This is a genomic window from Nocardia yamanashiensis NBRC 100130 (assembly GCF_001613325.1).
GTDB classification, from domain to species: domain Bacteria; phylum Actinomycetota; class Actinomycetes; order Mycobacteriales; family Mycobacteriaceae; genus Nocardia; species Nocardia yamanashiensis.
In genome coordinates this window covers 209,320-233,681 of record NZ_BDCD01000018.1, presented here as the reverse complement: position 1 = coordinate 233,681, position 24,362 = coordinate 209,320, and the positions used below count along the sequence as shown (strand labels likewise).

The window sequence follows — 24,362 nt, the reverse complement described above, 5'->3', positions numbered from 1 at the left end:
CCCGAGTGAGAAATTCTTCGCCATGGCCAATGCGTATATCGGCTACTCCGTGGTGGTGCGCGGCGAGCTGAATATCGCCGCGCTGTCCACGGCTTTCGCGGCGCTGCGGCGGCGGTATCCGGTGCTGTCGGCGGCGCTGGAGGCCGAGGCGGACGGATTCGCCATCGTGGCCCGGCCGGGACCGTTGCCGGGTGTGGTTGCCGGCGCGGGCGATATCGACGCCGTACTGTCCGATATCTGCGCTGATCAGAACCGGGTGCTGTCCGGGTTGCAGGTGGTTCAGGACGGGGACCGGGCCGCGGTCACGCTGTTCACCCATCACAGCATCGCCGATGGGTATCACTCGCTCGCGCTGCTGGGGGAGCTGTGGTCGCTGTACACCGATACGGTGGCGGGCCTGCCGGTGGATGACGTGGTGCGCGGGTATCCGGAGTCGCTGGAGCAGGTGCTGGCAGAACGTGGAATCACCAAGGTGGACAATGGAATTCAGTCCGCCGCACCTGTCGGTGAAGGTGATGCCCCGGCGTTTCCGCCGGGTCCGCGCGGTGACCGGGTCCGCGTGTTCCAGATCGCGGCGGCGCGCTGCCGTCTCGATTCCGCCGCCACCGCGCACCTGCTGGCCTACGCCCGCCGCAACGAGACGACGCTCAATGGCGTGCTCTCCGCCCTGATCCTGCGCGTGGAGGCCGAATTCGCGGGGGTGCCGCCGCAGCGGGTCTCCTACAGCTATCCGGTGAACCTGCGCACCCGGATCACCCCGCCGGTCGAGAACACGGCCGCCACCGATCCGCTGGGATTCGCCGCCTACGTGGCCACCGGCGATCTCACCGACACCCCGGCGATCGCCCGCGACATCACCGACGAGCTGCGAAAAGACTTGGAGAGTCAGGCGATTCACCAGTCCGGCCTGCGGTTCTACGACGATATGGGGTCGCGAATCGCCCAGTTGATGCAGCTGCCGGCCGACGAGCGACCCATCGGGGTCATCTCCACGAACTGGGGCGTGGTGCCGGAGCTGCGCGGCCCACACAACCTCGAATTCGAGGACTTCCGCACCGTCATGACCGAAGCCGCGGTCGATCCCGAAGCCGCGTTCGGCCCGCCCGCCACCTACATTCTGTCCACCTTCCAGGACCGGCTGGCCATCGAACTGCGGGCGGCCGTCGCCCCCGAGGAAACCCGGAAGCGGCTCGCCGCAGTCGAATCCGCGCTGCTCGCCCTGCGTTGATTCCGGGACCTCGCGGATTTCCAGTGCTGCCGGATCGGCACCTCAGCGATCCGGCGTGGGCTCTGTATCGGGTGCGGTCTCGGGATTGAAAAACGCTGTGCTGGAACCGATCCCATCGCCGTCCGGGAGCTCGCTCGCGCTGCCCGACCACTTCGGAGCACGGCGCTCCTGGAACGCGCGCACGCCCTCCTTGGCGTCCTCGTGACCCATCAGCATCAAATGCAGGTCGGTCTCCAACTGACCCACGCGCCCCGCATCGCTCTCGAACGACTCCCACAACAGCCGCTTGCTCGCGGCCACCGCCAACGGCGCGGCGTTCACCGCCATATCCCGCGCCAATTCCATTGCCGCGCCGAGCACTTCGTCATTCGGCAACGCTTCCAGGCACAAGCCCATCTCCCGGGCTCGCCGCCCGTCGAACGTGGCCCCCGTGAGCAGCAGGTAGGCGGCCCGCGACACCCCGACCAGCCGCGGCAGCACCCAATGCGAATACGCATCCCCGATCATGCCCCGGCGCACCTGCAGCACACCGTATTTGGCGTCCTCCGCCATCAAGCAGATATCGGCCTGCAAGGCCATGGTGAGCCCGATCCCCAGCGCATGCCCGTTCACCGCCGCGATCACGGGCTTACGAATCCGCCAGGCAGGCAAGCCGACCCCCGCCGCACTGAACCCCGCACCCGGCTCACTGAACGTCCGATCACCCGCCCCCAGATCCGCCCCCGCGCAGAACGCGGGCGGCTCCCCGGTCAGCACCACCACCCGAACCGCGTCCGCCCCATCGCAATACCCATAGGCCGCAGCCAATTCCGCACCCATCTCCCCGGTGAACGCATTGCGCCGCTCAGGCCGGTTCAACGTGACAACCGCAACCCCCGCACCGACCTCCAGCCGCAAGGTCCGGAACCGCATCGTCATAACCATCCCTCGAAACCGCGAGAACTCCACCGGCAACCATGCCGATTTCATTGATACCACGCCCGCAAAACCCGCCCTGACCAGACGATTTGGTTCCCTCTCCACCCCGTGTGTAATGTTGTATTCACCGACGCGGGGTGGAGCAGCTCGGTAGCTCGCTGGGCTCATAACCCAGAGGTCGCAGGTTCAAATCCTGTCCCCGCTACAAACGAGGGCGGTCCTGACCATCAGGTTCAGGACCGCCCTCTTTTTTCGTCATATTCCGTTCCGAACCATGGACGAGTTGCTGGGTTTCGCTGCCCAGGAGGTCGGCGGTGTGTGGTTGCGGGGCGGCGGAGTGGGAATCGCCATGGGATGACGATGTCGATCGGTACTTCGGGCTGGCAGTATGCGGATTGGCGGGCGGTGTTCTATCCCGAAGGCGTCGGGCAGCGGCGGTGGCTGGAGCATTACGCGCGGCATTTCGGGACGGTGGAGTTGAACGCGGCGTTCTATCGGCCGGTCCGGCGTTCGACGTTCGAAGGGTGGCGGGAGCGCACGCCGGCGGATTTCGTGATGGCGGTGAAGGCCAGTCGGGTGATCACGCATTATCGGCGGCTGTCGGAGGTGGAGATTCCGCTGGAACGCACGGTGGAGGCGGCGCGGGGACTCGGCGACAAGCTGGGGCCGCTGCTGATTCAGTTGCCGCCGAATCTGCCGGCCGAGCCCGATCGGCTGCGGGCGGTGCTGGAGCTGATTCCGGACGATGTTCGGGTGGTGGTCGAGCCGCGGCACGAGAGCTGGTGGACCAGTGCGGTTCGCGAGGTGCTGGAGGCGAAGAACGCGGCGCTGTGCTGGGCGGACCGGCTGGATCGGCCGGTGACGCCGCTGTGGCGGACGGCCGACTGGGGCTATCTGCGGTTCCATGAAGGTACGGGCGAACCGGCGCCCAGCTACCACGAAGCGGTGCTGGGCGGTTGGCTCGACCGCATCGACGAGGCCTGGGACCGGGACCTGGACGTCTTCGTGTACTTCAACAATGACCCGGGTGGTGCGGCGGTGTTCGACGCCATCCGCTTCGCGGGTCTAGCGCGTGCGGCGGGCCGCCCGGTGGGGCGCGTTCCCCGCTTGCCGGATGTTCCGGCGCTGAAACCCACCGGGACGGTAGGGGATTGGGATACGCCCTGGTAGGCGTCGGCCGGCCGGAACCGGGTCACAGTGCCCGAATCCCTTTCAGGACCGCGCGCAGCACGGCCAGATCGTCGGCGGAACCCTGATCGGCCGCGGGTGCGCGGAAGTCGAGGACGCCGTCGGCGATGAGATCCCCGACCAGGATCTTGGTCGCGGTGATCGGCAGCCGCAGCTGGGCGGCGATCTCCGCGACCGAGAGCGGCGCCCGAGTCAGCTCCACGATGGCCGCGTATTCGGGTTCGTCGCGCCGCAGCCGGCCGAACCTCGACGTCACCACACGGGTGAGGATGTCCACGTCGGTGCGCCGGGTTTCGGACCGGCCGCGTGTCACCGCGTAGAGCCGCACCACCGGTCCGGCGTCCTCGTCGTACCACGACTCCGGTGCATCGCTCATGAGTACTCGGGCTGCGCCGTAATTCGGTTCTCGCGCACCGGATCTGCCGTACCTGCCTCGAGCGCGGCGGTGGTGAGCGTGCGCGGGATCAGCACGATGGCCTTCATGCCGCCGTAATCGGATTCCGTGAGCCGCACCGTAATACCGTGGCGCGCAGCCAGTTTGGCGACCACGAACAAACCGAGCCGAATATCCGAGGACAGGGTCGCGACGCTGAAGTCCGGCGGTTGCGCAAGCAGCGCGTTGCGGGCGGCCATCTCCGCGGCGGTCATGCCCATGCCCTGATCGGCGATCTCGATGGCGATGCCCTTGCCGACCGTCCCGCCGGTCACCTCCACGGGTGACTCCGGCGGCGAGAACGCGGTGGCATTGTCGGCCAGCTCCGCCAGCAGATGGATGATATCGGTGACGGCGGAACCGACGATCTGCGTCTCCGGCAGCCTGCGGACGTGAATTCTCCGGTAGTCCAGCGATTCCGCGGCCGCACCGCGCACCACATCGACCAGCGGAACCGGATTGCGCCACTTGCGTCCCGGCTGTTCCCCGCCGAGCACGATGAGGTTCTCGGAATTGCGGCGGGCCCGGGTCGCCAGATGGTCGAGATCGAACAGCAGCTGCAGCCGCTCCGAATCCGCCTCCTCCCGCTCGGCTTTGTCGAGCAGCGCCAGCTGCCGGTGCACCACGCTCTGGGACCGGTGCGCGATCTTCACGAACACCGCGTTCACGCCCGCCCGCGTCTTGGCCTCGGCGACCGCCGCCGCCACCGCCGCCCGGTGCGCGCGGTTGAAAGCATCGGCGACATGGCCGATTTCGTCGGCGCCGAAATCCAGCCGGTCGGCGTCCTCGTCGAGTTCCTCACCGGCCGAGAGCCGCCGGATGGTGTCCGGCAACCGCTCATCGGCCAATTCCAGGGTGTCGCGGCGGAGCCGGCGCAGCCGGGCGATGAACCTGTTGGCCAGCAGCAGCGCACCGAGGAAGGCCAGCAGCGCGAGCGAGAGCACGCCCGCCCCGGCGGTCAGCGAGTTCCGGTTGAGCCGGTTGCCCTGTTCGGTCGCCGCGAAATGCGCGTCGACGCTTTGGGTTTCCCACAGCCCCAGCAGATCGCCCCGGACCTTGCCCGCCACCTGCTGCCATTCGGTCAGCGTCAACGGCAGCGAATCGGCGGAGCGGCCGCCGCTTCCGGAGGCCGTGACCGGGCCGCGCACGAGGATCGCGTCCTCCATGGCGCGCAGCCGCTGCCATTCCGAGCTGCCGGTGATCGCCTTCCAGCGTTCGAGGTGCGACCCCTGCAGCACCGACCCGATGTAGGCGACCTCGCCGCGCCCGTCGCCGATGTATCCGGCCAATTCCACCAGCAGTTCCGGCGACAGCTGCCCGTTGAGCATCACCAGGGAGCCCAAACCGCTGGTCCGCGAAATGGATTCGGCGGCCCGCAGCGCATGGACCGACTTGTACAGCTCGACCGCGATATGGGATTCGGGCGCTACATCCGCCGAGATCAGCCAGCCGTTGATGATGGCGGCGACCGCCATGCTGTACGCGGTGAACGCCTCCGCCGCCGGAATAGCGCGCGCATCGATGGCGGCCCGCAGCGCGGGCACCTTCTGCCCGACGCCGACCCGGAAGAACCCGTCCTTCAGATCGGGCCGAAGTTCCGACAGCGCATTGGCCTGCGCCACCACCGCCGCGTACCCCGCATCGGATTGCTTACGCGCCGCGGGCAAGCCGTACCCCGCCGAATCGTCCCCGGCCAGGAACAACAGGGACAGCCGCCGCTCCTCCTGGAACGCCTCGATCATCTTGATCGACGGCCCCGAGGTGCCGCGCGCCAGTTCGGCGAACCGATTGGCCTCCCGCCCGCTCTGCACCAGATAGGCCGATCCGCCGATTCCGATCGCCAGCAAGGCGAGACTCGGAATGAGCACGATGGCAAGCACTCTGGTTCGGACGCTGACAACCCGCGACCACCGTGCCGGGTTCAGATGGAGAAATTTGCTGCTGATCACCGAATCGTCGCCTACTCGCAGGTCTGGCTACCCGCCAGCGTGGACGCAAAGTTAGTCACTGAAACGGCACCCCCGCAACACTTTCGCCGATTATGTGCCCGGTGCCTGCCGCGGAGCGCGTTGCGGCGGCGAATAAAGATCGGGGTGAGTGAATCGGTTCGCGGATTAACGCAGCTGCTTTAACTTGGGGGCATGGCGGCGAAAGCGCGGATCCTGGCGGCGGCGGAGCGGTTGTTCGCGGAGTTCGGGATCGAGTCGGTGTCGTTGCGGCAGATCGCGGTTGCCGCGGGACAACGCAATACCTCGGCGGTGGCCTACCACTACGGGAGCAAGGAAGCGCTGGTCGAGGAGATCTACGTCTGGCGGATGACCACCGTGAACGCACAGCGGATGCGGCGGCTGCGGGAGCTGGAGGACGCCGGGGTGTCCGAGCTGGTGCGGGCATTGGTGGAACCGCTGGCGGCCACCTTGCACGATCCGGAGCGCGCGGGGGAGCCCAGCTGGTATCTGCGATTCATCGCCGAGACCCTGTGGCGGCCGCAGTTCGATCCGGTGCTGAACACGATGCGGCGGCCCGAAGCCGAGAGCGTGCGGCTGGTGGTGGCGGGACTGCGGCGCGAGCTGGAGGGCCTCGCGCCCGAGATCTTCGACGAGCGAATGCGATTGGTCGCGATGCTCGTCGTCACCGCACTGGCGGATCGGGAGCGCCGCTTGCAGGAACCGGACCCGCCGGGGCATCTCACCGACCTCGGCCTGGACGTGCTCGTCGATGCCGCCACCTCGATGCTCGCCGCACCTTGGCCGCCTGAAAACGCAAGTCACCCAACGAAACAAGGATCACGATGACTGCCACGTACAACACGCTCGGCGAGATGCTGATCGGCCGTTCCCTGGCCGCCGGCCCGCGCACCCTGCACCGGCTGCCCGGCGGCGCCGACAGCGCGCCGTACGAACTGTTCACCCTCACCCCGTACACCAATCTGATCGGCGCCGAGATCTCCGGCATCGATCTGCGCGAACCGGTCGGCCCGGAATTGTTCGCCGAACTCGATCGCGCGCTGCTGGAGTGGAAGGTGCTGTTCTTCCGCGACCAGAACCTCACCGGCGCACAGCATCGCGACTTCGCGCGCCTGTGGGGTGAGCTGGAAGTGCACCCGTTCCTGCCGCAGGGCGATGTCCCCGAGATCGTCCGCTTCTCGAAGGACGCGCAGAACCCGGGCGTCGAGAACGCCTGGCACACCGACGTCACCTGGCGGGAACGCCCGGCGCTCGGCTCCGTGCTGCGTGCGCTGGAGGTCCCGGCGGCCGGCGGCGACGCCATGTTCGCCGATATGGCCGCCGCCTACGACAATCTGTCGCCTGAACTCAAGGCCCGCATCGACGACCTGGACGCGGTGCACGACTTCACCCTGCCCTTCGGTCAGTTCCTGGATGCCGACGAACTCGCCCGCCGCCAAGCCGAATTCCCGCCCGTGGTGCACCCGGTGGTCCGCACGCACCCGCGCACCGGCCGCAAGACGCTGTTCGTCAATGCCGTCTTCACCACCCACATCGTCGGTCTGGACCCGGCCGAGGGTGAGGATCTGCTGCGGGAACTGTTCCAGCAGGCCCGAATTCCCGAGTACCAGGTCCGATTCCATTGGGCCGCAGGGTCGATCGCGTTCTGGGACAACCGCGCCACCCAGCACTACGCCGTCAACGACTACTTCCCGCAGCGCCGTGTGATGGAGCGCGCCGCGATCCTCGGCGACCGCCCCACCCGCTGACCGCGGGCACGTCCGAGAGCAGTGCTCTTGCTTCGGATCATTGTTCGTGAGACAGTGATGGCGCAATAGAGAGCACTGATCTCGGAGTGGGCATGATCCTGGAAATCTGGCGTGGCGCCAACCTTCTCGTCGCGTTCCTGCTGGAGCTGGTCGCCGTCGCCGCGCTCGGTTTCCTGGGTGCGCGCGGCGGACGCGGCCGGGCGGGGCAACTGCTGTGCGGGATCGCTGCCGCGGTGGTCGCGATGCTGTTCTGGGGTCTGTTCGCCGCGCCGGAATCGACCTTCGACGTTCCGGCGCTCGCGGTGCTCACCAAGATCGCGGTGTTCGGCGGTGCGGCCATCGCGCTGCACCGCCTCGGGCATCGGCATGCGGCGCTGATCTACCCCGTGGTGGTGCTGGCCAACCTCGGGTTCGTCCAGCTGACCGCCCAGTGATCAACCCAGGTCGACGGCGGCGGCCGCGGCGGCCATCGCGGTGTAACCGGCATCGCTGGGGTGCAGGTGATCGCCGGAGTCGTAGGGCGCGGCCAAGCGTCGCGGGGCGGCGGGATCGGCGAGCGCGGCATCGAAATCGATCACCGCGTCGTATTCCCCGGAAGCGCGGATCCATTGATTCACCGCCGCCCGTTCGGCTTCGGCGGCGGCCGAATAGTAGGGCGAGCCCTCCATGGGGAGCATGGTCGCGCCGATCACCCGCAGACCCCGGGCCCGGGCCTGCGCGATCAACTCGCGGTATCCGGCGATGAGCTGCTCGGCCGAGACCGGTACGGCGGGTTCGCCGATCTCCGGCGCGCCGACGCTGAGCCCGATGTCATTGATGCCTTCCAGGATGATGACGGTGGCGATGCCGGGCTGGTCGAGCGCATCGTGCCGGAAGCGGCGCAGGGCGCTCTCGCCCATCCAGCCGGAGTCGACAGTCACCCGGTTGCCGCCGATGCCCTGGTTGAGGACGGCGCGCGGAGTCCCCTGTGCGGCAAGGAGTTCGGCGAGTTCGTCGGGGAAGCGATTGCCGGCGTCGACGGTCGAGCCGACACCGTCGGTGATGGAGTCGCCGAATGCGACGATCCCGGCGGTGCGTGGCAGGATATCGGCCACTTCGACGCGGGACAGGTAGTACCAAGCCGCCGTGGTCTCGGTGAAGGCGGCGCCGCCGGTGTCGGCGCGCTGGTCTCCGTCGGCGCGGTAGGCGGTCTCGAAGGCCTGGGAATGCTGGGTGACCGGTCCCTTGGCGTCGGTGAGGTAGAGGGTGATGCTCAATTCGTCGAACGGGGCGATCGGCAGCAGTACGGGATCGGTCGTGAGCTCGGCTCCCGGCGGGATCTCCGTGGCGACGGCATTACCGAATGTCAAGGTACGCAACGTTTCCGGGGCGATCCCCGCGTCGGGCAGCCCGCGTGCCACGCTCGCGCCGCCGATCCGCAGCGGTGCGGTGCCGAAGCGGTTCGACAGCACGATCCGGGCGGCGGCTCCGCCCTGCGTGACTCGAACCACCTGGCGCAGTGTCTGATTCGTGAATCCCTGCTCTGACCAGTTCGGTGCGACGAAGCGGTCCGCTCGATACAGCGCGGTGGTCCAGGCCGCCGACCAGCCGGGCGGCGCGGGCGACGCGCCCGCCGTCGTCACGATCGCGGGCAGCATGAGCAGTACCACCGCTGCGAGCGCACGCAGCAGCCTGGTGACGGCACGGGAAGAGCGCATGTCGGAATCCGTTCTGCGGAAAGAGAAGTGGAGCCGCGGCGGGCGGCTTCGCGGTCGCTACTGCGCGGCGCGGACCGCACCGGCGAAGGCGTAGTCACGCCGCCAATCCGGTCCGGTCGGCGCGAGGATGACCCGCTCGACGCCGGCGGCCTCGTACGCGGTCAATTCGGCCGCGGCCGAGCGCGGGTCCGTGGACAGGGCCGGTGCGACGATGGTGACGGCGGGCGCCGGGCGTTCGTGGCGCGCCGCGAGTTCGCGCAGTTCGTTCAGCAGGCCGGGCAGCTGGTCGAGGCCCGGGTTGATCGGCATCCAGGCGTCGCCGTAGGCGGCGGCCCGGCGGCGGGCCCGGGCGCTGTTGCCCGCGATCAGGATCGGCGGCATCGACGCACCCGGCGACAGTGCGACCTCGAGCTCGTCGTCCAGCCGCGTGGGTTTCCCCGCGACCAGGTCCGGAAGCACCGCCAGCGCGTGATCGGTGCGCGCGCCGCGTTCGGCGAACGGCGCGCCCGCCGCGCGCCAGCCGATATCGCCGTGCGCGGGGTTGCCGGTGCCGACGCCGAGCAGCAGCCGATCGTCCGAAAGCTGTTGCAGGGTGGCGATTTCCTTGGCGGCCCACGCGGCCGGGCGCAGTGCCAGCAGCATCGCCCCGTAGCCGATCCGGAGCCGGTCGGTCACCGCCGCGGCGGTGGTGAGGGCGACCGTGCTGTCCAGCATGGGCTGCGACGCGATGAGATGGTCACTGGCCCATACGGATTCGAGTCCCGCCGACTCCGCCGTACGCGCGCTCGCACGCAGCTCCCCGGCCCCGGACTCCGCGATATGCGGGCCGGACGTGGGCAGAAAGACGCCGATCTGAATAGCCACCGGGTTGCCTCCGATTCACAAGTGGTTGCTTCGGGATCGACGGTATAGCGGCCGGATGAGCGTTCCAATGTGTGATCGGCTCAGAACTATGCCCGAAACGCGCACCCCTCAGCCGCGCACTCCGCCGCCGAGCAGTGCGCTGCCCGCCAGCCGGACCTGGTCCTGCAAGGCTTCGACCACCGCCGCCACTTCGGGTCGGCGCAGGGTTTCGGAGCGGGCCACCAGCCAGTAGGTGAGCTGCACTGCGACCTCGTCGCGGAGCACGCGGATCAGATCGGGGTGCCGGTCGGCCATGAAGGCTGGGAGCAGCCCGAGTCCGGCCCCGGCGCGGGTGGCTTCCACGTGGACGAAAACGTTGGTGGAAGAGACGGATTCGCGCATGTTGGGCGCGAATCCGGTGGCCAGGTCGAGGTCGTCCACCTGGAGCATGGAGTCGATGAAGTAGACGAGCGGGTGCCGGGCGAGGTCGCCGATGGCGGCCGGTGTGCCGCGTTCCTCGAGGTAGCCGCGCGCGCCGTAGAGGCCGAGGATGTAGTCGCCCAGCGGAATCGCCTCCGCGCGCCGGACCTGCGGGCGGCCGACCACGATTTCGACGTCCAGTCCCGAGCGTTGCAGGGAAGCCCGGCGCGTGGTCGCGACGATCTCGACGGCCATCCTGGGGTGGCGGCGCAGCACCGCGGCGGCCGCGGGGGCGGCCAGATATGCGCTGAAACCGTCTGTGGCGGAGAGCCTTACGACGCCTTCGAGGGTGTGCTCGCCGTCCGTTCCGGTGAGCGATTTGACCGCCGATTCGATGGATTCGGCCGCACCCAGAGCGGTCCGCCCCAGTTCCGTCAGTTCCCAGCCGCCCGCCCCGCGCGTCAGCACCCGCCCGCCCAGCGCCCGCTCCAATGCCGCGATCCGCCGCGAAATGGTGGTGTGGTTGAGGCCGAGTTCATCCGCCGCCGATACGTACCGCCCGGTCCGGCCGACCGCCAGCAATACCAGCAGATCGTCCGGGTTGGGTCGCGGAGTGCCGGAGGACAAGCTCATTTCTGCATCTTTGCAGATAAGAGCGGTACAAGTGGTCATTGCCCGCCCTCGCCTGTGCGCGAACACTCACCGTCGATGCACCTCGAGCGCGGCCCGGACCCCGCTTTCGAGCGCGCCTTCGATCCACGCCGTATTCAAACTGGTGTGATCGCCTGCGAAATGCACCCGCCCCTCCACCGATCGAGTGGCGAGGTGATGTTCGTGCAACTGCCCCGGCGCAGGAATCGCCGCCTCGCCGAGCGCATACCGCGCCCGCAACCAGCTCTGCGTGATCCCGACTCCCGTGAACTCCGAATCCACCCGCGCCCCGAACAACTCCCGCATCCCGTTGAGCGCGAAGTGAATCCGCTCGCCGTCGGTCAGCGAATCCCACCGCATCGCCTCATCGGCGAAGGTGTAGGAGGCCAGCACCACCCCACCTTCCGAGTTCTCGGTATGCGACGGAAAGTAGGTGCACCGATTCGGCGAATCACTGATGCACCGCCCACCCCGGAACCCCGCCGCCCCCTGCTCCCAGAACCGAGTCTTGAACTCCAGCAACACTTTCGTCGCGGCATCATGATGCATCTCGATCACCGCCCGCCGCTTGTCGTACGACAGCGGCGGCTCGAACGTGCAAAACCGCGCCGCCGTCAACGGTATCGCCACGATCGCATAATCCGCCTCGAACGATTCGACCGGCCCCACCGGCCCGCCGTCACTGCTCTCGTTCCCGGATTCCGCCGTGGTCCAGACCTTCACACCATGCTCGGTCTGCTCCAGCCGGGTCATCCGCTTACCCATCAGAACAGCGGCCCCGAGCTGCCGAGCCATCGCATCCGTCAGCGACGCCATCCCGCCCACCAGCTCCCACGACGTGGCATCCGACGGAACCAGACTGTGATCCACCAGCGGGAAGATCACACTGTGCCGCAGCCTGGCCGTCACGTTCTCCAGCGTCCCCACCGCCGCCAGCTGCGCCCCGCTCCAGCCCGCTTCCATGAGATATTGCCGCAGGCAATGGTTTTCGTACTTGTCCAACAGCTCGGCCCAGCTCTCGACCTGCCGTTCGATCGGCTGCCCGGCCGCCACGACCTGCCGCAGCGCCGCATCCAGTTCGGCACTGCCCGCCGTCGCCGACACACACCCGAAACCGGCATGCACCGCAGCGGGATTCGCGGCGTACGCGGCTCGGGTGACGCTCGCCCCGTTGACCGCGATCAAGGTGCGCCCGGCGGCCGGCGGCGGCACGTAATCGGTCTTCGGCCCGTTCGTCCACTCCTCGCCGGTGAACGACCGGTAGTACACCGGCGGAGTCGGCGGCGTGCGCGTGTCCGGGAGCACATCCGATCCGTAGAAGGGCCGCCGCCGCAGCCCGAGCCGATCCGCCAGCGCCAGCGCCAGCGGATGCGCACTCGACAATCGCATAGCCCCCGCCTCGGCATAAAGCGCGGGATCGCTGAACACCCCCCGCAAGGTCTTCACCCGCCCACCCACGCGATTCCCATTGGCCTCCAGCACCGTCACCTGATGCCCGGCCCCCGCCAGCAGCCTCGCGGCACTCAACCCCGCCGCCCCCGCCCCCACCACAACGATCTTCTTCCGCCCCTCCGCCACAGGCAGACCCGTATCGATCAATACCTTCAGATAAGCCAGCGTGAAATCCTCCCCATCGCCGTCGACCCCCAGCAACTGCCGCGCCAACGCCTCGCTACGCCCCCACCCCCACTCCGCACGCTGTACTCACTAGCCGCCGCCCCACAGCCCGCCAACCCCGCACCACCGGCGACCGCCCCCGCCGCCGCAGCGGCACCCAGTAGTCGCCGTCGCGAAATCCTGCCCATCGACATTCGAAATATTCGTTGCGCGGCCGCGTCCGGATGGCGCGACGGGTAGGTCAGGACACGCGGTACAGCCAGACTCGGGGGTCGGTGAGTTCGCCGGTCGGGGACCAGGCGTAGGAGTGGGCGATGCCGTCGGCCTGGTAGGTGTGGAGGTAGGTGCGGATGGCGGCACGGTCGGTGTGACCGGAGACGATGGCGCGCAACAGGATTGCGGTCAGGTCGTAGGCTTCGACGGCGTGCGGGGAGGCGGGGCGGCCGGTGGTGGTGCGGTAGTCGGTGAGCAGGCGTTCGGTGCCGGGGCCGCAGGGGCAGGCCACCAGGGTGCCGGTGGCGGCGGGGCCGGCGTCGGTGCGGAAGAGTGGATCGAAGCCGCCGTCGCCCAGGACGAAGGTGGCGGTGATCCCGGCATTCCGGAGCTTGGTGAGGAGCTTGGCGGCGGTGGCCGCGTAGCCGGAGTAGTAGACGGCGTCGGGGGTCGCGGCGGCGACCGTTCGCACGGTCCGGTCTAGATCGCCGGTCGGGTCGATGCGGGCGGTACAGGCGGCGGCGGAGCCGAGTTCCTCGGTGACGGCGTCGGCGAGATTGCCGCCGAAGCCGCCGCCGTTGTCGCGGATCACGCAGACGCGGCTGAATGCGGCGGTGTCCACCAGGTATCTGGCGACGGCGGGGCCTTGGGCGTTGTCGTTGGCGAGGCCGCGGAAGAAATTGGTCCAGCCGGATTGCGCCAGCACCGGATTCGTCGCCACCGGGGTGAGGAACGGCAGGCCCGCATCGTCGAACGTGCGACCGGCGGCGATCACCTCACCGGACAGCGCCGGCCCGACCACGGCGACTATCGAGTCGTCGGCAGCGATGCGTTCGGCGACCTGGGCCGCCGTGGTCTGGTCGGCGGCGGTGTCGAATTCGCGGACCGTGACGGAGCAGGCGTTGTCACCACCCCGAACGAACTGGGAGACGGCCAGCTGGATACCGCCGAGAACGGTCCGCCCCAGGTCGGCGTCCTTGCCGGAGAGCGGTAGCGCGGCGGCGATCGAGGTCGGCGGGCAGGGCAACCGGCCGTCGTTGGCGGGGTTCGGTACCGGGATCGGCGCCGCGACAGGCTTTCCCGCCAGATCGATGGGGCTCAGGGGCACGAAGCCGGAATAGACCGCGGCATGGGATTTGCTCGGGGTGATGCCCAGGTCCACGCCCTTCCGGCTGGAATCGTCCACCGCCCAGACGATTCCGGCGGCGGCCGCGATCGCCACCACCAGGGAGCCCACACCGGCGGCGACCCAGCGGCCGCGCTTCGAGGTCCGGGACGAGCCCGCAACGGCCGGCGGCTCGGGTTCAGTGAGCGCGGTGGGCTCGTTCCCCAAGGGCAGCGACATGACCATGGTGTCGGCCGTCGCCGACAAGGCCTGTGCCGCAGCGTCGGCGAACGCGCGGCAGGACTCGAACCGGTCCTCGGGGCGCTTGGCCAGCCCGCGCGCGAACACTTCGTCCAAGCTCACGGGCAACTCGGGCCGCCGATCGGTGACCCGCGGCGCGGGATGGCTCAGATGCCCGGCGATCACCGCGGCCGCCGACTCGGCGTGGAACGGCGTCGCCCCGCTGAGCAACCGGAAGAACGTGCAGGCCAGGGAATACTGATCCGACCTGTGATCGATCGAATCCCCGGAAAGCTGTTCGGGCGAGGCGTAAGCGAGCGTCGCGGCCAGCGTCCCGGTCCGCGTCAACTGCTGGGTATCGTCACGCAGCCGCCCGATCCCGAAGTCGGTGAGCAGGATTCGCCGCTCGTGACCCGGCACGGCCTGGGTCAGCAGAATATTGGCGGGCTTCACATCACGATGGATGACGCCCATCGAATGCGCGTAGTCCAGCGCCTTGGCCGTCTCGCGGATGATCCGCACCGCATCGCCCACCGGCAGCGTCACCGGACCGAACGCCGAGGCGTCGCCGCCGTCGACGTACTGCATGGCGATCCACAGCCGCTCGTCCTCGACGCCCCGATCGTGCACCGTCACGATATTCGGATGGTCCAGCCGGGCCACCAGTTCGGCTTCCCGCTCGAACCGCGCCCGGGTCTGCTGGTCCGCCGCGAGTTCCCGCGCCAGCACCTTCACGGCGATTCGCCGGGGCAGGCGTGGATGCCGGGCGAGATAAACCTCCCCCATGCCGCCTCCGCCGAGCTTGCGCTCGATCAGAAACCCCGCGAAAACCTCACCCACACGCACCATTCGGCCCCTCGTACCAAAACCTCCCAAACCATACCGCTTTCGAGGCGAACCGCTGGTGGAGCTAGCGGAGTGGGTTCGAGGGGTGGTGGGACCAGGTGTCGGCGAGGATGGCGTCCAGGGCGGAATGCTTTGGGGTCCAGGAGAGTTCGGTGGTGGCCAGGGTGGGGTCGACGATGAGGGCGGGGGGTTCGGGGGCGGCGGGGCGGTGGCGGGTGGGGATGGGGTGGCCGGTTATGCGTTCGGCGGCGGCGATCACGTCGAGGATGCTGGTGCCTTGGCCGGTGCCGAGGTTGTAGCGGGTGACGGGGGGTGTGGGGTGGGTCAGGGCGGCGGGGAAAGCGGCGGCGGCGTCGGTGAGGTGGAGGTAGTCGCGTAGGGCGGTGCCGTCGCCGTTGATTTCCAGGGGGGTGCCGGTGGCGGCGGCGGTGAGGGTGCGGGGGATGAGGCGGGTGGGGTCGGTGTCGTTGCCGCCGGCCAGGTTCGGGAGGCGCAGGATGGTGGCGGTGAGGGCGCCGGTGTTGGCTTGGGCCGTGATGGCTTGTTCGGCGGCGAGTTTGCTGGTGGCGTAGGGGTGCGGGGGTGCGTCGGGGGTGCGTTCGGTCATCGGCTGGCAGGCGGGGGTGCCGTAGATGGCGCAGGTGGAAGCCAGCACCAGGTGGCGAATGTCCGCCGCTCGCATGGCTTCCAGCAGGGTGATGGCGCCCGCGGTGTTGACGCGGAAATAGGGGAGTGGGTCGGTGAGGGATTCGCGGGCGCGGGTTAGTCCGGCCAGGTGGCAGACGGCGTCGATGCCCTCGAGCGCCGACACGAGGGTTGCGAGGGAGAGGAGGTCGGCGGTGCGGGTCTCGGCGGCGTCCGGAATCGGTTCAGCCGGGGTGCGCACCATGGCGACCGGTTGATGGCCCGCGGTCGCGAGCGCGCTGACGACCGCGCGGCCGAGGTAGCCGGCGGCACCGGTGACGAGTACCCGCACGTTGCATGTCCTTTCCTCGGGATCACGGTGAGTGGAACGCTACTGAACACCGGCGGGGCGGCTTAGCTTCGGTGGGGTGAGCGAACTCGACCATCTCGTCCTGGCCACCCCCGATCTGGCCGCCACCGTCGACCTCGTCGCCCGGGCGCTGGGCGTGAAACCGGTTGCGGGCGGGCGGCATCCCGGGCGCGGGACGCGCAACTATCTCCTCGGGCTCGGCAACGGCGGGTACCTGGAGATCATCGGCCCGGATCCGGAACAGCCCGAACCGGAGCAGCCGCGGCCGTTCGCCATCGACAGCTTGACCGAAGCCCGGCTGGCGGGCTGGGCGGTGCGGGTCACCGATATCGATGCCGCCGTCGAGTCCGCGCGCGCCGCCGGATTCGATCCGGGCGCGGCCTCGGACCTGTCCCGGGCCACCCCGGACGGCCGAATCCTGGAGTGGCGATTGACCTTCCCCGATTTCAGCGAGCCCACCCAGATCGTCCCGTTCCTCATCGACTGGGGCGCGACCGCACACCCGTCGGCCGAACTGCCCGAGGTGGAACTGCGATCCCTGGCGGCGATCCACCCCGATCCCGCCGCGGCGGCCGATCGCCTGCTGGCCGTCGGCGCGAACCTCACCGTCGGCGCGGGCGCCCGCCCCGCCCTGATCGCGACCCTGGGTACCGCCGCAGGGACCATCACCCTCGTCTGAACCCGGCGGGGGTGAGCGGTCCGCCGATCCCGGGCAACGGCAGACTGGTCGGCAATGGAACTCCCCGACCTGCCCGATCTCCCCGTCCGCCCGGCCCTCGGCGAGATCACCGAGACCTTGGCCCGCACCGGCGCCGCCGTCCTGGTCGCACCGCCCGGCACCGGTAAGACGACCCTGGTCCCGCTGGCCTTGGCGGCGGGCGCCGGCGGCCGCGTCGTGGTGGCCGAACCCCGGCGGCTGGCCGCGCGTGCCGCGGCGGCCCGCATGGCGGCGCTGCTGGGCGAGCCGGTCGGCAAGACGGTCGGATACGCGGTGCGCGGCGATCGGCGGGTCAGCGCGAGCACCCGCATCGAAGTGGTGACCTCGGGCCTGCTGGTGCGGCGCTTGCAGAACGATCCGGAACTGTCCGGCACCGATGTGGTGGTCCTCGACGAATGCCACGAACGGCACCTCGACGCCGACCTGCTGCTGTCCCTCCTGCTGGATGCGCGCGCCGGCCTGCGCCCCGACCTGCGCCTGCTCGCCACCTCCGCAACCGTTGCGGCGGAACGTCTTTCAGCCCTGCTCGGCGACGACGGCCCCGCCCCGGTGCTGGAGGTGCACGGCATCACCCACCCCGTCGACATCGCCTACCTGCCCGCCCTGCCCCGCGAACGCATCGAAGCCCAGGTCGCCCGCGCCACCCGAATCGCCTTGGCGGACAACGACGGTGACGTCCTGGTCTTCCTCCCCGGCGCGGGCGAGATCCGCCGCACGGCCACCCTGCTCTCCGATCTCGACGACGTGGACGTCCTGCCGCTGCACGGCCGCCTGGCGAGCGCGGCCCAGGACACCGCCCTGCGCCCCGGCGCCCGCCGCCGCATCGTATTGTCCACGGCGGTAGCCGAATCCAGCCTCACCGTCCCCGGCGTGCGCGCCGTCATCGACTCCGGTCTGGCCCGGGTCCCGCGCATCGACCACCGCCGCGGGCTGTCCGGCCTGGCCACCGTGCGTGTTTCGGCCGCCGTCGCCGCCCAGCGCGCGGGCCGCGCGGGCCGTGAGGCTCCCGGCCGAGTCTGGCGCTGCTGGCCCGAATACGAGCACGCCACCCTCCCGCCCTACCCCGAACCCGAGATCCGCACCGCCGACCTCACCCGCCTGGCCCTCGAACTCGCGTGCTGGGGCACCCCCGACGGCTCCGCGCTCTCCTGGTGGGACCCGCCCCCGCCCCGGCGGCCTCGCCGCGGGTCGTGGGGCACTGCTCGCCCTGGGCGCGACCGATATCGACGGCGCCGCAACGGTTCGCGGCAAGCGCATGTCCGCGCTCGGCCTGCACCCCCGCCTGGCCCGCGCCCTCCTCGATGGCGCGACGGCCGTCGGCGCGCAGACCGCCGCCGAGGTCGTCGCCCTGCTCGACGACGATGCGGCGGCAACGTCCACCGACCTCGCGGCCGCCCTCCGCGCCTTGCGCAATCAGCCCGCCGGCCGCTGGCACCGCGAGGTGGAAAGACTTGTGCGACTGCTCGAGCCGCGTGCGGCTGCCGGGAACGACGCGCGAGAATCCGGACGCCGGTCTGATTCGGGCTCGCGTGGCACACACGGGAAGGCCGGATCCGGTAGTACCGGCGCCTCCGCCGGTCTGTCCGGGGACGTGGCGTACGTCGTGGCGCTGGCGCAGCCGGAGCGGATCGCACGGCGGCGCGGGGCGGGTTCGGCGAGCTATCTCATGGTGGGCGGCACGGCGGTGACGCTGCCGCCGGGTTCGGGTCTGGGCGATGCCGAATGGGTGGCCGTCGCGGTCGCCTCGCGGGATCCGGGCCAGTCGGAAGGGCGGATTCGATTGGCCGCCACGGCCGATGAGGATCTGGCGCGGGCGGTCGCGCCGAATCTGCTCGGCACGGCCGACGAGGTCGATTGGCTCGGCGGTGACGTGGTCGCCCGGCGCGTGGAACGGCTGGGCGCGATCATGTTGTCGGAGAAGCCATTACGCGATCCGGATCGCGGGGCGGTGGAAGCCGCTCTCCGGAAGGGGCTCGCGACCGAGGGGCCGGGGGTGTTGCGGTGGGATGCCGACGCCGTCGCGCTGCGGCAGCGACTGGATTTCCTGCATCGGACGCTCGGCGCGCCGTGGCCCGCCGTGGACGACGCCGCCTTGATCGCGGCGGCGGACAGCTGGCTCGGGATCGAATTATCCACTGCCAGAAGGCGTTCCGACCTGGAACGCATCGATGCCAGCCAAGCCCTGCGGCGTCTGCTCCCCTGGCCCGAGGCGGCGCGTTTCGACGAACTCGCCCCGGAGCGCCTGGAAGTGCCCTCCGGCAGCCATATTCGAGTGGACTATTCCGCCGACCCGCCGATCCTGGCCGTCAAGGTGCAGGAGATCTTCGGCTGGCGCGAGCCGCCGCGCTTGGCAGACGGCCGCGCCGGACTGCTGCTGCATCTGCTTTCACCCGCGCAGCGACCCGTCGCGGTGACCGCGGACCTGCCGTCGTTCTGGGTCAACGGCTGGCCGCAGGTGCGCGCGGATCTGCGCGGCCGCTACCCGAAGCACGCGTGGCCGGAGGATCCGGCGACCGTGGCGGCGCATCGCGGCACCGCGCGCAATGCCCGCCGGGACTGAGCAGCACGGTGAGCGGCTGTCGGACCGGGTTCGTAGAGTGCGCCGCATGACAGATCGCGAAACCTACGCCCCGCTCGTCTTCTTCGAGTACGACCACAAACCCGGCCACTACTGCCTGATGCTCAGCGACAACCACATGGTCGAACTCGAGGACGTCTTCGCCGTGCACGGCTACGAGGGCGGCGGTTACTCCTGGACCGGCGTGGCCGAGGTGATCGTCCGCCTGCGCGCCCCGGAACTGCAGGGGCGTATGGGTTTCGACCCCGAGGCGGGCACCTTCGTGGCCTACGGCGACGACGCGGCGGCCCTGCAACAGCTGGGAACCCTGCTCCGCCAGGCGTTCTCGGACCGCGAACTGCTCTCGGAGCTCATCGACGCCGGAGAGGAGGAGTGGTTCGACTAGGAGACCTGCTCGCCGTAGAGCCGGTCCAGTACCCAGGCTGCCGCGCCCGGCTGCATGGGCAGGGCCGCGTGCGAGGCGGGCGGGGCCTCGGGGTGCAGGTCCTCGTAGAAGTCGTTCCGGACGCCGGGTTCGGTGATGAAGGATGCGGTGCCGGGTGGGGTGAGTACCTGGTCGAAGCGCGTTGCCAGGACCGAGTATTCGACTCCGGGGACGGTCACGCCGTCGTCGAGGACCTGGGTGATCACCGTGGAACCCGCGAGGCAGTCGAGGGCGCCGCGGACGGCGGGGACGGTGGTGGCGAGAGTTCCGGCGAGACCGGTCGATTCCATGAAATCGGCTGGTGTGCTGGGGTATTCGGGGAGCGTCAGCCCGGCGGTGAGAGTGGTCGCGGTGGTTCCGTGCGTCACGGGGGCCAATTGTGCGACGCGGCGGACGTGGGGTGCGCCGCCGAGGAACTTCAGGTAGTAGTCCGCGACCAGCGCGCCGGACGAATGCGCGACGATATCCACCCGCGCCGCACCGGTTCGTGACAGCACCTCGTCGACGAAACCCGCTACCTGCACGGCGGATTCGGCGATCGGCGCCGCCGCGTGCATCGGCCCGACGATGCCGTACGCGAACGGATACGCGCACCCGCCCTCGGCCCGGACGCCGCCGGTGATCAGCGACATCTGCCGGTCGATGGTGGCGCTGATATCCCCGACCGCGCCGAACCCGGCCAGCAGGATGACCGGTTCGGGCCGCGCCGCCGCGGGCACGCAGTCCAGCACGGGCGCGATGGTCGAGGATGTCGAGACCGGCCAGGCGCCCGGCGCACCGGCGAGCGGTTCGGCCGCCGCCGGTGCGGTGGCCCCCAGCATCAGGCTCAGCGCCGCCAGCACCCCGCCTCGAATCCGCAATGAACGCAACCTCTTCTCCTCATCAGGCGGGAACAGTCGGGCGCCGGAACGCGTCGTAGTGCCCATCAGTACTTCGCAGGGCGGCGCCTACCGGACGTTTCGGCCGGAATAGTCGCCGCCCGGCGGAGTGTCATGGCTGTCGGCGGCGTGTCATACGCTCCGGTGATTCGGAAGGAGTGCGGGATGCGCGGCAATGGCGGTGCGGGCGATGAGTAGGCGCGGTTGGGTCCTGTTCCTCAGCATGGGGGTGATCTGGGGCGTCCCCTACGCCATGATCCGCATCGCGGTGACCGATTTCGACCCGGTGGTGGTGGCGTTCGGCCGCACCTTCCTGGGCGCGCTGGTCCTGCTCCCCATCGCCCTGTACACCAGGGTCTTCTACCCGGTCCTGAGGTACTGGAAGTGGGTGCTGGCCTACACGCTGGTCGAGATCACCGGCCCCTGGCTACTCATCGGCAAAGCCGAGACGTCGCTGTCCAGTTCCACCGTCGGCCTGCTCATCGCGGCGGTCCCGCTGATCGCGGTCGTCATGGTCACCCGGCTGGGTCACGATCGCCTGGACCGCCGCCGCATTCTCGGTCTCGTCATCGGCATCGCGGGCGTGGCGGCGCTGGTCGGCCTGGATATCGACGTGTCCGATCTCGGTGCGCTGCTGGCCATCGCGGTCAGCGTGATCGGTTACGCCGTCGGCCCGATCATCATCGACCGCAAACTGACCGGGCTCCCGCCGATCGGCGTCGTCACCGCCTCCCTGCTGCTCGCCGCCGTCATCTACCTCCCCTTCGCGATCTGGCGACGCCCCGAGCACTATCCGGCCGATGCCACCTGGTCGGTGGTCGGCCTGGGCCTGCTCTGCACCGCCCTGGCATTCGTCGTCTTCTTCGCGCTCATCGGGGAAGTGGGCCCCGCCCGCGCCACCGTCATCACCTACATCAACCCCGCCGTGGCGCTCGTGATCGGCGTCAGCCTGCTGGGCGAACCGTTCACCGCCGGCATGGCGATCGGCTTCCCGCTGGTGATCCTCGGCTCGATCCTCGGCACCGCCCGGGCCAAGGCCGCGATCAAGGAACCCGCACCCGCCTAACGTTTCGTGCGCTCGATGCGCGGATCCTCGTTCACCTCATAGCGTTTGACGTATTCGCTGAGGAACGCCTGCAGGGTCGCGGTCGCCGGGATGGCGAGCAGCGCGCCGACCGCGCCCAGCAGCGCGCCGCCGATCAGCACCGACAGCAGCGCGATGGCCGGATTCACGTCCACCGTGCGGGCGGTGATGCGCGGTTGCAGGACGTAGTCCTGGAGCCACTGGTAGACGACCACGAAGATGAGGATCCAGACGGCGTCGAGCGGACGAATGGTGAGCGCCACCAGGATCGGCAGCACCCCGGCGATATAGGTGCCGATGGTCGGCACGAACGAGGCGATGACGCCGAACCAGATGCCCAGCGCCAGTGAGTTCGGCAACCCGAGCAGCCACAGGAAAGCCCCGTGCGTGACCGCGGAGATGACGGCGAGCAGCGCCCGGGAATACAGGTAGCCGCCGGTCTTCTCGATCGCCAGATCCCAGGCGTGCAGCACCGCACCCTGTTTCGCGGGCGGCAGCAGCGAGCAGACCGAGCGGCGCAGTTTCGGGCCGTCGGCCGTGATGTAGATGCTGAACAGCGCGATGGTGATGACCTGCGCCAGCCCGCCCAGCACGGTGCTGGACACGCCCCACACGTTGTTGGCCGCGCGCTCGGCGTACGCGCTGATCACATCCGAATCCTTGAACAGCCTGTCGCGCAATTGATTCAGGGTGAAATGCTGATTGAAGGTGTGGTTCACCCAGTCCACGCTGGAATCGAGCAGCCGGGGCAGCTCGTTCACCACATTGCCCATGGTCTCGACCAGCAGCACGCCCAGCGCGATGGTGAAGCCGGCCACGCAGGCGATCACCACCACGAAGATGAGCGCGGTGCCCACCCCGCGCGGCAGCCCGCGGGCGGCGAGCGCGTCGACGGCGGGTTCCATTGCCAGCGCGACGAAGAAGGCCACGGTCATCATGACGGCGATGGTGACCAGGCGGCCGGCGGCCCAGTTGGCCAGTTCGAAGACGCCGAGCAGCGCCAGCGCGAGCACCATGGCGCGCGGCAGCCAGCTCGGCATGCGACCGCCCGGATCGGCGGCGCCGGTGTCGAGCGACTCGCCCGCCGGTTCCGGCGGATCGGCTGGGTCGGCCACCGACCCAGTGTCGGCCACTACGCAGCGAATTCCGGGCACGACGCACCGGTGAGTCCAGCACCCGGTTGATACGTCTAGTTCAGACCGGTAGGTACTTTGGCGGCGAAACTACCGAGAGCCATTCGGGGCGAACGGTTTTGCCACGATATTGTGCACTTGTGCGGGCGGGCGGACAGACTATGCGAGTGCGGACGAAATTCTCCATCGAGCTCATGGCATTGACCGATGAGCTGGCACATATGGCTCGGCTGACGCACGAGTCGGCGGAGCGGGCCACCGCGGCCCTGGCGGGCAGTGATCTGACCGCCGCCTACGAGGTCTTCGCCCTCGAGGAGCAGGTCCAGGTCGAGCACGCCAAGTGCGAGGACCGTTCGGTCATCCTGCTCGCCCTGGAAGCGCCCGTGGCCCGCGATCTGCGCCACGTGGTGACCGCCATGCAGATCGCCGACGATCTGCTGGCGGTGAGCGGCGCGCTGAGCCGGGTCGCCGACACCGTGGTGCACAGCTACCCCCATGCCGTGGCCCCGCCGCCGGTGGTCGCGCAACTGTCCGAGATCTCGATCGCCGCCGCCGATCTGGTGGCTACCGTGGTGCGCGTGATCGCCGCCCAGAACCCGCCCCGGGATCGGGTGCTGGTCCCGCACGACGAGAACCTCGACCGCCTGCGCGCCCAGATCCTGGAAACCGCGTCCGCGCCGGACTGGACGCACGGCTCGGCCATGGCCATCGATATCGCCATGCTGGCGCACCAGTACGGCCGCGCCGCCGACCACTGCGTCCGCATCGGCCGCCTGATCCGCTTCTTCCACACCGGAATTCCGCTCTACGCGCAGGTGGAGGGCTGAGGCGGATCAGCACAGGCCCGCGAGCTTGTAGAGCACCAGCGATCCCGCTACCGCCACATTGAGACTGGCCCCGGTGCCCACCATCGGGATCTCCACGGCGAGGTCGAGTCGCTCCAGGCCCTCGGGCGGGATGCCGGCGCGTTCGTTGCCGAGCACCATCACCGTGCGCTGTCGCGCCACCGGGAGATCCGCCAGCCGGATGGATTCGTCGGTGAGTTCCACGCCCACCACCGTCGAGCCGCCGTCGCGCTGGCGGTCCAGCCAGCCGTCCACGCGGCCCTGAATCCAGTGCACGCACGGCTGTTTTCGTAAGGTGTTGCCCTTCTCCAGGGCTTCCGGAACCCAGGGCAGGCGCGGAACCGCCAGGCAGGCGCCGGTGGCGTCACAGGTGCGCAGCAGGGTGCCGAGGTTGACGCCGTGCATGGGCCACAGGGGCGCGGCGATGAGATGGTTCCAGCAACCGTGGGCGCGGGGACGGCGCTGGCGGCGTAGTTCGCCGCGGCTGCGCAGCCGCGCGGCGGTCATCGGAGAACGGGAAGCGCCTTCCCGTGGGGCAGAACGAGAGTCATGTGCGGTGATGCTTCGCGGCGCATCGGGCCATCGACGGGGATG

The 24,362-nt window shown here is 69.5% G+C and carries 23 protein-coding genes and 1 tRNA gene; 12 read left to right on the top strand and 12 right to left on the bottom strand.

Going from position 1 to position 24,362, the window contains the following annotated elements; translation table 11 throughout:
- Positions 1 to 22 precede the first annotated feature (22 nt).
- Positions 23 to 1,228 carry a phthiocerol/phthiodiolone dimycocerosyl transferase family protein gene (locus tag NY1_RS21260; protein ID WP_067716084.1) on the top strand — a complete coding sequence of 402 codons (1,206 nt, stop codon included), beginning with the start codon at positions 23 to 25 and terminating at the stop codon, positions 1,226 to 1,228.
- A gap of 42 nt (positions 1,229 to 1,270) precedes the next feature.
- On the opposite strand, the gene NY1_RS21255 is transcribed toward NY1_RS21260, so the two are convergent.
- Entirely contained in the window at positions 1,271 to 2,146 is an 876-nt protein-coding gene (locus NY1_RS21255) for an enoyl-CoA hydratase/isomerase family protein (protein ID WP_218028405.1), read from the bottom strand.
- Between the two features lie 131 nt (positions 2,147 to 2,277).
- On the opposite strand from NY1_RS21255, the gene NY1_RS21250 reads away from it, so the two are divergent.
- Both NY1_RS21250 and NY1_RS21245 read left to right on the top strand, forming a co-directional pair.
- A tRNA-Met gene (locus NY1_RS21250) sits at positions 2,278 to 2,351 on the top strand.
- A gap of 155 nt (positions 2,352 to 2,506) precedes the next feature.
- Entirely contained in the window at positions 2,507 to 3,316 is an 810-nt protein-coding gene (locus NY1_RS21245) for a DUF72 domain-containing protein (RefSeq protein ID WP_169815386.1), read from the top strand.
- Between the two features lie 22 nt (positions 3,317 to 3,338).
- Here NY1_RS21245 and NY1_RS21240 read toward each other — a convergent pair whose 3' ends face one another.
- Both NY1_RS21240 and NY1_RS21235 read right to left on the bottom strand, forming a co-directional pair.
- The gene (locus NY1_RS21240; protein ID WP_067716076.1) at positions 3,339 to 3,710 is read right to left on the bottom strand and encodes a DUF742 domain-containing protein; all 372 of its coding nucleotides are present in this window, start codon (positions 3,708 to 3,710) and stop codon (positions 3,339 to 3,341) included.
- Positions 3,707 to 5,635: a sensor histidine kinase gene (locus tag NY1_RS21235; RefSeq protein ID WP_233434417.1), complete on the bottom strand. Its 1,929-nt coding sequence runs from the start codon at positions 5,633 to 5,635 to the stop codon at positions 3,707 to 3,709. The genes NY1_RS21240 and NY1_RS21235 overlap by 4 nt, the downstream gene beginning before the upstream one ends.
- 273 nt (positions 5,636 to 5,908) lie before the next feature.
- Between NY1_RS21235 and NY1_RS21230 the strand changes: the two genes are divergently transcribed.
- From NY1_RS21230 to NY1_RS21220, 3 genes are all read left to right on the top strand, one after another.
- Positions 5,909 to 6,562 carry a TetR/AcrR family transcriptional regulator gene (locus NY1_RS21230; protein ID WP_067716071.1) on the top strand — a complete coding sequence of 218 codons (654 nt, stop codon included), beginning with the start codon at positions 5,909 to 5,911 and terminating at the stop codon, positions 6,560 to 6,562.
- Positions 6,559 to 7,482, top strand: coding sequence for a TauD/TfdA dioxygenase family protein (locus NY1_RS21225; RefSeq protein WP_067716068.1), 924 nt, complete (start codon positions 6,559 to 6,561; stop codon positions 7,480 to 7,482). The genes NY1_RS21230 and NY1_RS21225 overlap by 4 nt, the downstream gene beginning before the upstream one ends.
- A gap of 92 nt (positions 7,483 to 7,574) precedes the next feature.
- Positions 7,575 to 7,916: a YrdB family protein gene (locus NY1_RS21220; RefSeq protein ID WP_067716067.1), complete on the top strand. Its 342-nt coding sequence runs from the start codon at positions 7,575 to 7,577 to the stop codon at positions 7,914 to 7,916.
- Here NY1_RS21220 and NY1_RS21215 read toward each other — a convergent pair whose 3' ends face one another.
- The 6 genes from NY1_RS21215 to NY1_RS21190 form a co-directional block, all read right to left on the bottom strand.
- Positions 7,917 to 9,179, bottom strand: coding sequence for an SGNH/GDSL hydrolase family protein (locus NY1_RS21215; RefSeq protein ID WP_067716064.1), 1,263 nt, complete (start codon positions 9,177 to 9,179; stop codon positions 7,917 to 7,919).
- Positions 9,180 to 9,236: 57 nt separating this feature from the next.
- A complete protein-coding gene (locus NY1_RS21210; protein ID WP_233434416.1) occupies positions 9,237 to 10,043 on the bottom strand; it encodes an LLM class flavin-dependent oxidoreductase in 807 nt (268 codons plus the stop codon).
- Between the two features lie 108 nt (positions 10,044 to 10,151).
- Positions 10,152 to 11,075 carry a LysR family transcriptional regulator gene (locus NY1_RS21205; protein WP_067716062.1) on the bottom strand — a complete coding sequence of 308 codons (924 nt, stop codon included), beginning with the start codon at positions 11,073 to 11,075 and terminating at the stop codon, positions 10,152 to 10,154.
- 66 nt (positions 11,076 to 11,141) lie between these two features.
- Positions 11,142 to 12,758, bottom strand: a complete 1,617-nt coding sequence (locus tag NY1_RS21200) for a flavin monoamine oxidase family protein (protein WP_067716060.1) — start codon at positions 12,756 to 12,758, stop codon at positions 11,142 to 11,144.
- 193 nt (positions 12,759 to 12,951) lie between these two features.
- A complete protein-coding gene (locus tag NY1_RS43085) occupies positions 12,952 to 15,117 on the bottom strand; it encodes a bifunctional serine/threonine-protein kinase/ABC transporter substrate-binding protein (RefSeq protein WP_067716057.1) in 2,166 nt (721 codons plus the stop codon).
- A 61-nt stretch (positions 15,118 to 15,178) separates the two neighbouring features.
- Positions 15,179 to 16,090, bottom strand: coding sequence for an NAD-dependent epimerase/dehydratase family protein (locus NY1_RS21190; protein WP_067716054.1), 912 nt, complete (start codon positions 16,088 to 16,090; stop codon positions 15,179 to 15,181).
- 76 nt (positions 16,091 to 16,166) lie between these two features.
- On the opposite strand from NY1_RS21190, the gene NY1_RS21185 reads away from it, so the two are divergent.
- From NY1_RS21185 to NY1_RS21175, 4 genes are all read left to right on the top strand, one after another.
- Positions 16,167 to 16,787: a VOC family protein gene (locus NY1_RS21185; protein WP_067716052.1), complete on the top strand. Its 621-nt coding sequence runs from the start codon at positions 16,167 to 16,169 to the stop codon at positions 16,785 to 16,787.
- Between the two features lie 54 nt (positions 16,788 to 16,841).
- The gene (locus NY1_RS45410) at positions 16,842 to 18,344 is read left to right on the top strand and encodes a helicase-related protein (protein ID WP_369690445.1); all 1,503 of its coding nucleotides are present in this window, start codon (positions 16,842 to 16,844) and stop codon (positions 18,342 to 18,344) included.
- A 148-nt stretch (positions 18,345 to 18,492) separates the two neighbouring features.
- Complete coding sequence (locus NY1_RS44650; protein ID WP_369690446.1) at positions 18,493 to 19,386, top strand: ATP-dependent helicase C-terminal domain-containing protein; 894 nt, start codon at positions 18,493 to 18,495, stop codon at positions 19,384 to 19,386.
- A 46-nt stretch (positions 19,387 to 19,432) separates the two neighbouring features.
- Positions 19,433 to 19,789 carry an immunity 51 family protein gene (locus NY1_RS21175; protein ID WP_067716049.1) on the top strand — a complete coding sequence of 119 codons (357 nt, stop codon included), beginning with the start codon at positions 19,433 to 19,435 and terminating at the stop codon, positions 19,787 to 19,789.
- On the opposite strand, the gene NY1_RS21170 is transcribed toward NY1_RS21175, so the two are convergent.
- The gene (locus tag NY1_RS21170) at positions 19,786 to 20,697 is read right to left on the bottom strand and encodes an esterase/lipase family protein (protein ID WP_157762412.1); all 912 of its coding nucleotides are present in this window, start codon (positions 20,695 to 20,697) and stop codon (positions 19,786 to 19,788) included. The two genes, NY1_RS21175 and NY1_RS21170, sit on opposite strands and share 4 nt — an antisense overlap.
- A 199-nt stretch (positions 20,698 to 20,896) precedes the next feature.
- Between NY1_RS21170 and NY1_RS21165 the strand changes: the two genes are divergently transcribed.
- Positions 20,897 to 21,772, top strand: coding sequence for a DMT family transporter (locus NY1_RS21165; RefSeq protein ID WP_067716287.1), 876 nt, complete (start codon positions 20,897 to 20,899; stop codon positions 21,770 to 21,772).
- Here the strand turns inward: NY1_RS21165 and NY1_RS21160 are convergent.
- Positions 21,769 to 22,905, bottom strand: a complete 1,137-nt coding sequence (locus tag NY1_RS21160; RefSeq protein WP_233434414.1) for an AI-2E family transporter — start codon at positions 22,903 to 22,905, stop codon at positions 21,769 to 21,771. The genes NY1_RS21165 and NY1_RS21160 overlap by 4 nt on opposite strands.
- Before the next feature lie 185 nt (positions 22,906 to 23,090).
- On the opposite strand from NY1_RS21160, the gene NY1_RS21155 reads away from it, so the two are divergent.
- Positions 23,091 to 23,750 carry a phosphate signaling complex PhoU family protein gene (locus NY1_RS21155; protein WP_067716284.1) on the top strand — a complete coding sequence of 220 codons (660 nt, stop codon included), beginning with the start codon at positions 23,091 to 23,093 and terminating at the stop codon, positions 23,748 to 23,750.
- Positions 23,751 to 23,756: 6 nt separating this feature from the next.
- On the opposite strand, the gene NY1_RS21150 is transcribed toward NY1_RS21155, so the two are convergent.
- Positions 23,757 to 24,275 carry a TrmH family RNA methyltransferase gene (locus NY1_RS21150; RefSeq protein WP_067716044.1) on the bottom strand — a complete coding sequence of 173 codons (519 nt, stop codon included), beginning with the start codon at positions 24,273 to 24,275 and terminating at the stop codon, positions 23,757 to 23,759.
- Positions 24,276 to 24,362: the final 87 nt, after the last annotated feature.